The 12,465-nt window shown below is 46.7% G+C and carries 17 protein-coding genes; 14 read left to right on the forward strand and 3 right to left on the reverse strand.

Features of this window, described 5'->3' with window-relative positions; translation table 11 throughout:
* Positions 1 to 23 precede the first annotated feature (23 nt).
* The 12 genes from M1403_03130 to trxA all read left to right on the forward strand — a co-directional run bounded on the left by M1403_03130 (position 24) and on the right by trxA (position 9,145).
* On the forward strand, positions 24 to 1,766 hold the full coding sequence (locus M1403_03130; GenBank protein MCL4397994.1) for an ATP-dependent DNA ligase: 1,743 nt from the start codon (positions 24 to 26) through the stop codon (positions 1,764 to 1,766).
* Positions 1,763 to 2,008, forward strand: coding sequence for a hypothetical protein (locus M1403_03135; GenBank protein ID MCL4397995.1), 246 nt, complete (start codon positions 1,763 to 1,765; stop codon positions 2,006 to 2,008). The genes M1403_03130 and M1403_03135 overlap by 4 nt, the downstream gene beginning before the upstream one ends.
* A 59-nt stretch (positions 2,009 to 2,067) precedes the next feature.
* Complete coding sequence (locus tag M1403_03140) at positions 2,068 to 3,147, forward strand: DUF2130 domain-containing protein (protein ID MCL4397996.1); 1,080 nt, start codon at positions 2,068 to 2,070, stop codon at positions 3,145 to 3,147.
* Positions 3,148 to 3,218: 71 nt separating this feature from the next.
* Positions 3,219 to 3,674 carry a hypothetical protein gene (locus M1403_03145; GenBank protein ID MCL4397997.1) on the forward strand — a complete coding sequence of 152 codons (456 nt, stop codon included), beginning with the start codon at positions 3,219 to 3,221 and terminating at the stop codon, positions 3,672 to 3,674.
* Positions 3,675 to 3,756: 82 nt separating this feature from the next.
* A complete protein-coding gene (gene pth / locus M1403_03150; protein MCL4397998.1) occupies positions 3,757 to 4,224 on the forward strand; it encodes an aminoacyl-tRNA hydrolase in 468 nt (155 codons plus the stop codon).
* Entirely contained in the window at positions 4,196 to 4,477 is a 282-nt protein-coding gene (locus M1403_03155; GenBank protein MCL4397999.1) for a hypothetical protein, read from the forward strand. The genes pth and M1403_03155 overlap by 29 nt, the downstream gene beginning before the upstream one ends.
* A 43-nt stretch (positions 4,478 to 4,520) precedes the next feature.
* A complete protein-coding gene (locus tag M1403_03160) occupies positions 4,521 to 5,102 on the forward strand; it encodes a hypothetical protein (GenBank protein ID MCL4398000.1) in 582 nt (193 codons plus the stop codon).
* The gene (locus M1403_03165; protein ID MCL4398001.1) at positions 5,099 to 5,749 is read left to right on the forward strand and encodes a cohesin domain-containing protein; all 651 of its coding nucleotides are present in this window, start codon (positions 5,099 to 5,101) and stop codon (positions 5,747 to 5,749) included. Before M1403_03160 ends, M1403_03165 begins: the two co-directional genes overlap by 4 nt.
* A 12-nt stretch (positions 5,750 to 5,761) precedes the next feature.
* Positions 5,762 to 6,028, forward strand: a complete 267-nt coding sequence (locus M1403_03170; GenBank protein MCL4398002.1) for a hypothetical protein — start codon at positions 5,762 to 5,764, stop codon at positions 6,026 to 6,028.
* A 3-nt stretch (positions 6,029 to 6,031) separates the two neighbouring features.
* Positions 6,032 to 8,356: a hypothetical protein gene (locus tag M1403_03175; GenBank protein ID MCL4398003.1), complete on the forward strand. Its 2,325-nt coding sequence runs from the start codon at positions 6,032 to 6,034 to the stop codon at positions 8,354 to 8,356.
* 5 nt (positions 8,357 to 8,361) lie between these two features.
* Positions 8,362 to 8,853 carry a hypothetical protein gene (locus tag M1403_03180; GenBank protein MCL4398004.1) on the forward strand — a complete coding sequence of 164 codons (492 nt, stop codon included), beginning with the start codon at positions 8,362 to 8,364 and terminating at the stop codon, positions 8,851 to 8,853.
* Positions 8,834 to 9,145 carry a thioredoxin gene (gene trxA, locus M1403_03185; GenBank protein MCL4398005.1) on the forward strand — a complete coding sequence of 104 codons (312 nt, stop codon included), beginning with the start codon at positions 8,834 to 8,836 and terminating at the stop codon, positions 9,143 to 9,145. The genes M1403_03180 and trxA overlap by 20 nt, the downstream gene beginning before the upstream one ends.
* Here the strand turns inward: trxA and M1403_03190 are convergent.
* Positions 9,142 to 9,378 carry a hypothetical protein gene (locus M1403_03190; GenBank protein MCL4398006.1) on the reverse strand — a complete coding sequence of 79 codons (237 nt, stop codon included), beginning with the start codon at positions 9,376 to 9,378 and terminating at the stop codon, positions 9,142 to 9,144. The genes trxA and M1403_03190 overlap by 4 nt on opposite strands.
* A 17-nt stretch (positions 9,379 to 9,395) precedes the next feature.
* Positions 9,396 to 10,307, reverse strand: a complete 912-nt coding sequence (gene trxB / locus M1403_03195; GenBank protein MCL4398007.1) for a thioredoxin-disulfide reductase — start codon at positions 10,305 to 10,307, stop codon at positions 9,396 to 9,398.
* Positions 10,308 to 10,375: 68 nt separating this feature from the next.
* Here trxB and M1403_03200 point away from each other — a divergent pair, with 68 nt between their 5' ends.
* Positions 10,376 to 11,113, forward strand: a complete 738-nt coding sequence (locus M1403_03200) for a DsbA family protein (GenBank protein ID MCL4398008.1) — start codon at positions 10,376 to 10,378, stop codon at positions 11,111 to 11,113.
* Between the two features lie 28 nt (positions 11,114 to 11,141).
* Positions 11,142 to 12,092, forward strand: coding sequence for a hypothetical protein (locus M1403_03205; protein MCL4398009.1), 951 nt, complete (start codon positions 11,142 to 11,144; stop codon positions 12,090 to 12,092).
* On the opposite strand, the gene M1403_03210 is transcribed toward M1403_03205, so the two are convergent.
* Positions 12,089 to 12,298, reverse strand: coding sequence for a hypothetical protein (locus tag M1403_03210; GenBank protein ID MCL4398010.1), 210 nt, complete (start codon positions 12,296 to 12,298; stop codon positions 12,089 to 12,091). The two genes, M1403_03205 and M1403_03210, sit on opposite strands and share 4 nt — an antisense overlap.
* Positions 12,299 to 12,465: the final 167 nt, after the last annotated feature.

Raw genomic sequence — 12,465 nt, forward strand, 5'->3', positions numbered from 1 at the left:
AATTTAAGTCTCTTAAGAATCTTATGACTTTTAAAAAACTTTCAGAATATTTTGACAAACTGGAGCAGACTTCGAGCCGCAACGCTATGGTCGAAATCCTCGGGGAGCTGTTTAAGGAAACATCTGTTGAGGAAATCGATAAGGTCGCATACCTAACACAAGGCAGGGTAGCTCCTTTATATGAACCGGTGGAGTTGGGAATGGCGGAAAAAATGGTCCTAAAGTCCATTTCTTTGGCCTATGATAAACCCCTGGAAGAAGCGACGGACGCTTTTAAAAAAACCGGTGATCTGGGAGAAGTGGCCCAACATTTAAGATCCTTAAGTAACTTAAGAGACTTAAGAAACTTAAGCGTGAAGGAGGTATTTGAAAAGCTATTGGAAATTGCCCGGACGGGAGGAGAAGGATCAGTGGAAAAAAAGGTCGGTACACTAGCAGAGTTGTTAAAAGAATCTGATCCGCTATCTGCCCGGTACATTGCCCGGATTCCGGTGGACAAAATGCGCCTGGGGTTTTCGGATATGACCGTTTTGGAAGGCTTGTCGTGGATGCTCGACGGCACAAAAAAGAATAAGGATCGGATTGAAGCGGCTTACAACATCCGGCCGGATTTGGGCTACATTGTTAAACAGGTCAAAGAATTCGGTTTAGCCGGTATCGAACATGTCAAACCAGCGGTAAAAACTCCGATCCTTTCCATGCGGGCAGAGCGGCTGACTAACGCCAAGGATATTTTGGAAAAAGCGGGCGGTAAGGCAGCTGTCGAACCTAAGATAGATGGACTACGGACCCAACTGCATCTAAAGCGTATAGCGTCAAGCGTAAAGCGTAAAGAGAATTGTGAAGTACGGCTATACAGTAGAGGTTTGGAGAATGTCACGACCATGTATCCGGACCTAGTGGAAGCGGCGGAGAAAGAAGTCGATTGTGAAGATGTTATTCTTGACGGCGAAGCCATTGGTTTTGATCCCAAGACCGGAAAATACCTGCCTTTTCAGGAAACGGTTCAGCGCAAAAGAAAATATGATATTGACCTCTTTAGTAAGAATTTTCCCCTTAAACTCGTCGTTTTTGATGTCTTAATATACAACGGCAAAAGCTACATTAATGAGCCTTATACTAAGCGCCGAGAGCTGGTAGAAAAGCTGCTAAAAAATAATCAGATAATCGTTCCGGCGGAAATGAAGGTCATGGACAATCCGAATGAGCTGAAAAAGTTTTTTGATGAGAGCGTTAAAAAAGGTCTGGAGGGGATTATGGCCAAGAAACTGGATGGTGTTTACCAGGCCGGAGCACGGGGCTGGAACTGGATAAAACTCAAAGCTTCTTATGAAGGCAAAATGAATGACACTGTCGACGCGGTGGTCATGGGTTATGATTTTGGCCAAGGAAAACGAAACAAATTCGGCGTGGGAGCCTTCTTAATTGGGATTTTTGATCAAAAAACAGATACATTTAAGACCATAAGTAAAGTAGGGACGGGATTAACTGACGAAGAATGGCGAGAATTGGCGAAAAACGGCCAGGAATTAAAAGTTGCCGAAAAACCAAAGAATTTCGATGTTAATAAAGTTATGGCGGTTGATGTCTGGATGAAGCCTAAGTTGGTGGGAGTGTTTAGAGCCGATCAATTAACCAAAAGCCCGATGCACACGGCCGGCTACGCCCTGCGCTTTCCCAGACTGGACAACTGGCGAACAGACAAACAGCCCGAAGATGCCACTTCTCTAATGGAAATCCACGAAATGGCTAAATTACAAAAATGATGCAGAGTCCAGAAATATCCCCAACGACGCTCGAAGGAACTCATTTAAGAGTTGCTTGGCAGGACATTCAGGACCTGTGGCGCGGTAATTTTGAAGTGATGGAGTTTTATCCTACAGAAGAATTGTTTCCTGGGAAAAATGTGGGAGAGAGGATAAGTCTTCTTTCTAATCTTATTTCAGATATGGCATTTTGGTGGACTGGGGTGGGACCGGATTGCCAGAAGGACCCCCGGTTAAGCTAGTTTCGCCTTTCTTTCGCATTGCTTTTTTAAAGGAAAAAGACTAATTTAGAGCCACATTAATGGCTGCGCAAGCTACAATCATTTGTCCTCACTGTAAACAGGAATTTCCCCTGACTGAAGCGCTCTCGCATGAATACGAACTGAAAGCCGAGGCGAAAGCGGAGGAGAAGGTTCGCCGGGAGATGGAAATACAGCTAAAGGATAAAACGAATGAAGTAGAGGAGCAACGAAAACGAGCCAAAGAAGCAGAGCAAGAACTCTTAGAGAAGAATAAGAAAATTCGTGAGGTTGAACAGAAAGATCAACAACGAGAATTGGAATTTCAAAGAAAGCTAGTAGAGGACGAGAAAAAAATTACTGAAGAAGTCAAAAAGAGAGCAGACGAAGAGAACCGTCTAAAAATGGCTGAGTACGAAAAACGTCTTCAGGATGCTTCAACTGTTAACGATGAACTACGGAGGAAGTTAGAACAGGGGTCACAGCAGACCCAAGGCGAAGTTCAGGAATTAATTCTGGAAGAATTTTTGAAAGCGGAATTCCCCAACGATCAAATTGCTCCGGTAGCTAAGGGGGTTCGGGGCGGGGATGTGCTCCAAACAGTCTTCGATAAAAATGGCCGCGAGTGCGGCAAGATTTTGTGGGAATCAAAGCAAACTAAAGCCTGGAGCGACGGCTGGGTAGCCAAACTGAAAGAAGATGCCCGGGCAGCCGGCGCGGATGTGGCGGTAATTATTTCCGCGGTTTTGCCGGAAAAGGTGAAAAATCTGGGTTATTACAGCGGCATTTGGGTGACTAATTTAGGCAGCGCTTTGGGGGCAAGCTGGATTTTGCGCTACCATCTGGTTCAGGCGACTAACATCCGCAAAGCTGCCGAGGTCACAGGAGAAGATAAAGACGAGCTTTATAAGTATGTCACCGGATCGCAGTTTGCCCACCGGGTCGAAGCAATGATGGATTCGTACCAATTCATTTTGGAAGATATTGAAAAAGAAAAGCGTTGGTTTTCGTCGAAATGGGCCCGGCAGGAAAAGTCAGTGCGGACCTTAATGGAGCAGACCGGAGCGATTCACGGCGAACTGGCCGGAATTGTGGGTTCGGCTCTGCCTACGGTGAAGAGTTTGGAACTGACAGACTCGTAAATCTTCCAGTTGACAAGTAGCTGCCCCCGTGAAAAACTGAAAGCAGATCATGTGAAAGGGGGTGAGAATAAATGGCAGCGAAAGAAACAAAATTAAGCCTCGACGAAGTCATTAAGACCATGGGCGAATGGTTCGCCAAGCTTCCGAATCTTCCCGCTAATGTCAGAGAAATTCTGGTAAAAATTGCTCCCTGGCTAGCGCTAATTTTCGGAATTCTGGGAATTCTGGGATCGATTGCCGCAACCGGTTTTCTGACTGCACTCTCACCCTTTATCGCCTTGGGCGGCGGGGTAGGACTAGCGGCCGGAAGTATTGTTGGAGCGGTGTTGGCCTTAGGATCAAGCGTTTTAATGGTGATGGCTTTTCCCGGCCTTCGTGACCGGAAAATGTCCGGTTGGAAACTGCTTTTCGGCAGCGAACTGGTGTCCGTCATCGCGTCGGTAGTAGCTTTAAATCTGATCGGGGCAATCGTGGGAGCTTTAATCGGCTTCTATTTGCTTTATCAGGTGAAGAGCTATTACAAATAGCCAGCTAAAGGTTGGGTTAGATAGGTTATTAACTAGTTAGAAGCACTGGTGAGAGCCAGTGCTTTTGGTGTATTTTAAAGATATGAAACTTCTTATTGGACTGGGGAATCCGGGTGAACACTACGCCAGAAACCGCCATAGTGCGGGGAAACTTTTGGTGAAGAAAATGAAGGAGATGGGGAATCCGGGAGATATTAGGGCTATGGAAAGCGAGAGTTTAATGAACGACTCCGGAAAGTTTGTGGCGCAGCTATATAACTTCTACAAAATAACGCCGGACGACCTCTGCATCGCCCATGATGATTTGGATATTCCCCTGGGCCAATACAAGATCCAAAAAGGAATCGGGCCGAAGGTCCACTACGGCGTAAACTCGATTGAAGAAGCTCTGGGAACAAAAGACTTTTGGCGCATACGCATAGGTATAGACAACCGCAATTCTCAGAACCGGATCCCAGGAGAAGAATATGTTTTGCAAAACTTCACCGATGAAGAGCTAGTTATTTTAGATAAAGTTTTCGATGCAATCATTAAAGACGGTTTTAAATAAAATCAATTTAAACAATAACGAGGATAAATATCTTTCCCGGGAGTTTCAACAATATGGAATTTACTTGACAGAAAAGCTGGAGGACATGGCCCATAAAGCTCTTTATATTAAGCTGGCCAAACAAACACCGCGGGATCTTTTGGACCAGGCCCTCTCTTTTGTTTTGGATGCCAACGCCCAGAGCAAAGGAAAACTGTTCATGTGGAAACTGGCACAGTTAAAAAAACGATCGGCAATAGAGGATAGAAGATAGTTATTGACACTCCTGTTCACTTCGCCTTATAACTATAGTAGTCATGAAAAGTCCGATCTCGTACCTGCCTCTGGCTTCAGGATTTCTGGTTTTGGTGCTGTCTCTGACGGTGGGCGTGCTGACAGTCACTTCTAAAGGCTCTTCCAATTTGGCTTCTAACACCAACCAAAATCTGGCGACGAAAGCAGCAGAAGAAAACGCTACCATGGCTCTGTCTCCAGCAACGGGGGATTTTGTCGTCGACGGCAAAACCAGCTACCCGGTGGGCATTATTGTTAATTCCAGCGGCAAAACCATTGACGGGGTGGATATTATTTTGACTTTTGATCCCAAAAAGATTCAGGTTAACGGGACAACGGTAACGGTTACCAACTCCTTTGAGCAATATCCGGTTAACAAAATCGATAATGTTAAAGGCGAAATCAGGCTTTCCGCTTTGGCTTTTACTCCCAAGGCAATCACCGGCATCGTTGGCACCTTCCGGGTTAAGCCAATTGCCCGGGGCCAGGCAACCATTAATTTTCAGTTTGCGCCGGGAGCCACAACGGACAGTAATATTGCTGACCACGCGACAGCCCAGGATATTTTAGGCTCGGTGACGAATGCCAGTTTTAATTTCCAATGAAAAAAGTCCTCACTACTGCCATTATCTTTGTAATTCTTATTAACTTTATTAATTTTATTAAACCGGCTTCGGTTCTTGCCGCCACTCTTTCCCTGTCTCCAGCTTCCGGAACTGAGGCGGTCGGCAGTACTTTCACGGTGGATATAATTGTCGATCCTGGAACCGATTCGATTTCAGCCGCCTCGGCGATTGTCGATTTTGACAGTTCTAAATTAACCGCATTGACGGTTACCAAAGGGTCGCTTTTTAATCAGGATCCCTTGACCAATACGATCGGGACTTCGGCGACGGACCCGACAAAAGGGGAAATTCGCTACGATTCCGGAAGCCTTGGGACGGCAGTGACGACCCGAGGAACAATGGCGACCATTACTTTTCGGGCTATTGCCGCCGGTTCGGCGCCGGTAACTTTTGTTTTTGATCCTACGGTTACGACCGGAACTTCGCTGGTGGCTGCGGCTTCAGGCCCGACCAATTTGTTGACTACCGTCAATAATGCTGTTTTTACGGTTACTGCCGGCGGCACCACGACGACCACTGCGCCGCTGCCGCCCACGGGAGCTATAGAAAATACCCTCATGATGGTTGGCGGAGGAGTTTTTCTGTTAATCGGCAGTCTTTTTTTAAAACTTAAGTTTCTTAGATAATTAAAATAATTCGTGAATTCAAAATTTCTTTATTTTTTAACTCTGCTGTTTTTTCTGGCTTCCATCGGCATCCTGTTTTTTTTGCTAGTCCGAGGGGTTAATCGGCCGCAAAACGCCACTTCCTCCAAAGCGGCAGAGGTGGATTCGAACAAATGCCAGGGGAATCCGCACCCGCCGGCAAAGTGCTTCGATTGTTTAAAAGATAATAAAAATGACAAGATTAATATTTTGGACCGGGCCTGTTTCACCAAGTTTTATGACCAAAATGTTGGAAAATAGCTTATGTTGTTTGGCAGATTAGACTGGCATAATTGGAATATTTCCAAAGGTAAGGCCATTACCTTTGGAGTTGGCATGGTGGCCTTGGTGGGGTCGTTTGTGGTTTTGGGAGCCACGGTTATCCGCGTTCGTAATCTGCAAACAACTATTTCTTTACCAAAAGCCAGTTCAGCACCGGCCTGGTGTTCACAAACGCCGCCATCATGCTGTGACGACATTGCCGCCGGAAAGGGATATGATTCTTGCCCTAATTATGATTTAAGGGGACAATGCCGCCAGGATCAGTGTAATGGCAGCCGGAACGCTCCTGCTCCCAGGTGTGCTGACGCCAGCGGCTGTGACTCGGCGGGTTGTCCATCAGATCAATGTAATTATCCGGACGGCCATGGCGGCACGGTGTGTCGAGCTCCAAACCCTAGCAAATCTTGCGCTTGTGGCTATGCCCGGGAAGCCTGGTGTGGTAGCAGCTCTTGTAGTATTCCCCAGGTGGTCAATACCAGTACGGTTTTGCCGATGGTCAGCGCCCAAAATGTGGTACTTAACCCTAATTTCACTTGGGCCTATACTACGCCGCCATCCGGGGGAGAGGCTTATGCTAATGTTCGAATCTTTAGCTGTCAGGCTCAAACAGCTGACTGTATGGTTTTCGCAGCCACTAAAGCACCTTACTATGATGGGGTTTCGATCGTCGACTTTTACCGGGAACCCGGGGCCGGCAAGGGGACGACTTTTGCCGCTGACTGGAACGGTGACCATGTTAAACAGCTTAAACCAAATACGCCTTACTGGTGGCAACTGACATGGGGTGTGGCTAGCTGCGGAGTTAAATGTGTTAATGGCATTCCCGGCGACCCAAATTATCCCTGCGGCAGTTGGGGATTTGTGACTGGAACCAGCACCTATACCAATCCCGGCGGAGGTGGCGGGGGGGCAATGTCCTGCTCGATTTCTTTATCCCCAACAAGCATTAATACCGGCCAATCAGCAACAATTACCATGTCCGGGACCGGAGGCACCACTGACGCCTTTATTTCTCGGACAGATACTAATACTTTGTCAGGTTTCGGTAACCCTGTTTTTACAGATAGCCAGAGTCACAAATATTACAAAATTTCTAGTAATACTGTCAGTGGGTTGCCGGTTGGCGACTACAAAATCTGGTGCCATGTCGTCGCCAGTGACAATAGCAGTTGTTCCGGTAATCCCTTCTGTGATTACAAAGGCGGTTCGGTTAGCTGTTCGGGTTTCTCCGGCTGCAACAGCAATAACAGCGACTATACCAGCTTATCGGTGACAGCGGGTGCAGCTGCTTCCTGCTCGGTTTCCGGTCCCACTACGGCGATCATCAACCAAGCAGCCAGTTACAGTTTTACCTATTCTAATGCTGCCAGCGGCCAGCTTTACTGGAGTCCGACCTCATCAGCCTCTTGGACAACTATGTGCAATAACAATACCAGCGGTGGTTGTTCCAACCAAAGTATCACTTTCCCGTCTACCGGAACATACTGGGTGGTTTGTGACGCCCGGACCAATGCCAATACCGGAGTTTCCGGCAATCCTTTTGTTTCTTATCCGTATACTTCTTCAGCTGGCATTACTTATCAAGACGGGGGAAGCGCCAGTCGAGTTCAGGTAACCGTTTCTGCTTCGGTGGCAAACGAGTGTGAAGTTTGTGGCGGATCAGGCGGAAAAACATGTGCAACCGGCCTAACTTGTCGGATGGCGGCAAACGGCAGCGGGGGAGTTTGCGTTAAAGCTGATGGCTCCACGACCTGCAACGGCTGCAACGCTGGAGACGAGTGTTATCCGCCGTTGGTATGCGCCCAGAGCGGTGGCGGCAGTAAAAAATGTACCGATCCTAACGGAGCACATCTGGCCTGTATTGCCGGCAATAATGGCTCAGGGGCTTGCGCTTATAAAACCGGGGCCGAAAGTAACGCTGATGGCTGCACGACAGACGCTGCCAGCTGCACCGTTAGTACCTGTACTGGCAACACTCAATGTCCGGACACGCAACAATGCACTAATAGTCAACAGTGTGTCGATGTCTGCCCGGCTACCAGCGACCAAGATGTCTGTAAAACTTATACAGCTTCCAATCATGCTTGTACGATTACTAACATAACTGACGGAACAACATGTACCACGGCGGATAACCAAGCCGGAACCTGCCAATCAGGCGCCTGCACGGTTTCTTCCAGTGAGGCGGATGCCTGCTGGGGCAATAACGGCACTAATGGGCGTTGTTATGACTGCAACGGCGACGGAGTGATTAATGTCCTCGATTACTCCTGCTTTATCCAGGTCTGGGATAAAAATGTTCAATAATTGCTATGTCGGAAGAACTGCAAAAATTCCTGGGTCCGGAACTGGCCAGCCTTTATGCTGACGGGGAAAGGCTTTTGGCTTCAGCCGGCGGGGGATTTACTGACTACTCGTTTGTCATTTTTCCCTTTGCCAAAGTCTATGAAGGCTTCTTAAAAAAACTCTTTTTTCAAATTGGGGCGATTTCTGAAGCCCAGTATAACTCTGATCATTGGCGTGTCGGCAAAGCCTTAAATCCGCAACTGGAAAAAGAGCTGCGGCATGAGGAATCCGTTTATGATCGGGTAGTTTCTGTATCCGGGAGTAATGCGCTTCCGGACAGGCTTTGGGAGGCCTGGAAAAACGGCCGAAACCGGGTTTTTCACTACTTTCCGGGAGTCCATAAACCTTTATCTTTTGAAGAAGCGCGTAACATCATTTCCCAATTAAATCAAGCTATGGAAACGGCTCTAAAAGGGTGTAAAATATCTTCTGAAAACTATGGAATTAACTCTCACTGATACCAATTTTGACGAGGAATTGAAAAAAGCTACGTTGCCGGTCCTGGTCGATTTTTATGCCGATTGGTGCGGGCCGTGCAAGATGATGGCCCCGATTATTGATGATGTTGCCAAAGAATACGATGGCAAAATAATTATTGGCAAAGTCAATGTTGACAACAACCCGAATGTTTCGATGAAATACGGTATCATGAGCATTCCCACAATAATTCTTTTTAAATCCGGCCAACCGGTTAAACAGCTAGTGGGGTATCAGCCGAAAGAAACGCTTCTTAAAGCTCTGGAAGTTTAAGGTTGCTGCGTCTTGGGTTTGTTCAGGCGCTGAAATAAATTTTTCTCCTGTTTGGGTTTTTCCGCCGATTGATCTTTTGACCCTTCATGAAGGATGTGGGTAAGCACCGAACTAAAATCTTTGGTCGCTTCATCTTCAACGGCCTTCTCTTTGGCCGGCGGAGTAGGGGCGGACTCCTGTTGAGGTTTGTTTAATCGTCTAAATAGTTCCGGATCTTTTTGCGGCTCGCGCATATACCCTTTATTATACATTACTTTTGATTTTCCAGCCATTTTTCCACTTCGAGGGCAGCCATAGTGCCATACGCGGCCGCGGTGACGGCTTGTCTGTACTTGTAATCTTGGACGTCCCCGGCGATAAAAACACCGTCCATTAAAGACTTGCTGATATAACCTTTTTGGTCCAATTCCACTAGACCATCGAATATTTGACTGTTGGGTTTGTGACCAATAGCGACAAACATTCCATTCACCGCTAGTTGACTGGTTGCTGGTTGCTGATTGCTGGTCTTTTTTAGAACCAATCCTTCTACTTTGTCTTGTCCCAAAACATCAACCACCTCAGTGTTGTATAGAACTTTTATTTTAGGATTGCTTAGGGCTCTATCTTGCATGATTTTGGAGGCTCTAAAACTATCCCGGCGATGAATAATAGTGACTTCACTGGCAAATTTAGTCAAAACTAAAGCCTCTTCCATGGCCGCATCACCGCCGCCCACCACCGCGACCTTTTTGTCTTTAAAGAAAAACGCGTCGCAGGGCGCACAAGAGGACACACCATGACCTATTAGGCGTAATTCATTTGGTAATCCGAGCCACTGAGTATCTGCCCCGGTAGCAATAATTACTGCCCGCGCGCGGTAAGTCTCCAAGTTACAAGAAACCAGATACAAATCATTTTCTTTTTGTACCTTGGTGGCATCTTGGAATTTGATGTGGGCTCCGAATTTTTCCGCCTGCTTTTTTATTTTTTCCATGAGCTGCGGTCCCTGGATGCCTTCTGGGAAGCCGGGATAATTTTCGATTTCCGTGGTCAGCATTAATTGTCCACCCCATTTAGCTCCGGCCAAAATCAGGGTTTTTAAATTAGCGCGGGAAGTATATATTCCGGCGGTTAAGCCCGCCGGCCCGCTTCCGATGATAGCGACATCAAAAATTTCCATCTAACTATTTTAACATGTTTTTGCCCGTTGACAGGGCGGGGAATATTATGGCAGAATGAACAGCGTCGATGAATAAGTTTAAAGAGAATCCTCTGTTTTCTCTGGCAGTTGTTATAGTCTTTTTTGCTTTGGGTTTGACCTTGGGAGGCATGTATGTCAAGATCCAGTATCTAGAGGGAAAAGTGGCAGGAGTAAATACCGGCACTAACAACGCCCCGACGGCTCCCAGTGCCCCCGCGGCTCCTTCACAGCCGTCAGGACCGACTAAAGTTAATGTGAATGTTACCGGGAATGATCCGGTGAAAGGCAACCCTAACGCCAAACTAACGATTGTGGAGTTTGCTGATTATCAATGCCCGTACTGCGCCCGATTCCAGACAGATACGCTTCCTCAAATCATTAAAGATTATGTGGATACCGGCAAGGTTAAGTTCGTTTTTAAGAATTTAGCTTTCCTGGGGAAAGAGTCGACCGACGCGGCTAATGCCGCCCTTTGTGCCAAAGAACAAAACAAGTTCTGGGAATATCACGATAAACTTTTTAGCAGCCAAAGCGGCGAAAACCAGGGCGGGTTTGCCATCGACAAACTTAAAGGCTTTGCTGCTAGTCTGGGTTTGAACACCAGTCAGTTTAATGACTGTCTGGATAAGCAAAAATATAATGCTCAGGTGACTGCCGACCAGGCGGAGGCCAGCAAAAACGGTTTCCAAAGCACACCTAGTCTCGCTGTTGGGACCACGCCGGTAATTGGAGCCCAACCCTACTCACAATTCAAGACTCTCATAGATGCGGAACTGGCTAAATAAGTGATTCCGTTTGTGTTATATTCTTCTCATGTTTCTTCCGTTTCGTAAACGGCTTCTGATTTATGCCGGGATCGGTGGCGGATTTGTGATTTTGGCAGTTACAATCCTCTTCCTTTCTGGAAAAATGGGCCGGGTGAAAGGTGCTAAAACACCAGATGTGGCGTTGCCAACAATTTATAAAGGGGAACTATTGTTGCCTAAAGTAACCGACGGAGGCGCGAATAACAATGTTTCCAAAACTAATGACGAAGCCCGGCTTGGTGTCATTTCAGCTAACTTGGCGGCCATTTTTGACAAAAATAACAAATTAACCGGGATTCGGGTGGTGGGTGAGATGGAAAACCACAGCGACAAGCTGATTACCGGGGTGTCGCCGGTGGTGCAGTTTTATGCTACCAATGGTACCCTGATCGGGCAGAAAGTAGCCCGGCCTTCGGACAATTTTGACTTTAAGACGATCTTGGCCAAAGATAAATCGCTTTATGATGTCACAGTTGACAACCCGCCGCAATCGGATAAATTGGAAATTATTTTTAACACTACGGCGTCCACAGACTCAGCTGTTTATAAGCCACTTTTAATTTCCAACCGAAATATTGAAACTAAAACGGCTAATGTTAGTGCCCAAGCAGATCAGGGTAATCAGGAAATTACTGACCATAATAATAGTACCGCAAGTGGGCAAGCCACTCCGGCGGCACAACCGGTGCCTACCCAGCGGGTGGACTATTATATAGTATCGGGGCAAATCAATAATCCTCTGGCTAACCCCATGACAGATATTACAATTTATGCCTGGGCCAAAGATGACCAGAATAAGGTTTTTGCTCTCGGCCGGACGGATTTTAAAAACGATTTACTTAATCCAGGGGACAAGATTGATTTTAAAGTGATCTTGTTACCGATCCGCTCCAACCAAGATTATTCGGATTATGAGATTGCCGCATGGGGGAGAGAATACAAACTGGGAAGTAATTAGGGCTGTTTTCCAGGCAAAGGGGATTGTCCTCCGGCAATGTAACTTAAAATGGTGAAAGCTTCATACAAACCTATGCAGGCAGTAATAGTAGTCAAAGCGACAAAAATTGTTTCGCGAGGATGTTTAGCTGCCACATGCAAATAGTCTGCCCACTCTGGAGCAGGACTTCCGTCTCCCAACTCACTTGGAAACATGTGCTCGGTCATAATCTGATTATAGTATAGTTATGATTGACCTGTAAAGCTCGGTGAGTTCTAAAACGAATCGCAACACCTGAAGTAAAATTCAGGTATGCATAAAACATCTAAACTAACACCTCAAGAACGGGATCAAATCGCAGTCTCCCTAAGCTCTGGTTTATCTTTGCGGGTAA

It is taken from the genome of Patescibacteria group bacterium, assembly GCA_023380635.1.
Lineage (GTDB): Bacteria > Patescibacteriota > Microgenomatia > JAMCZE01 > JAMCZE01 > JAMCRP01.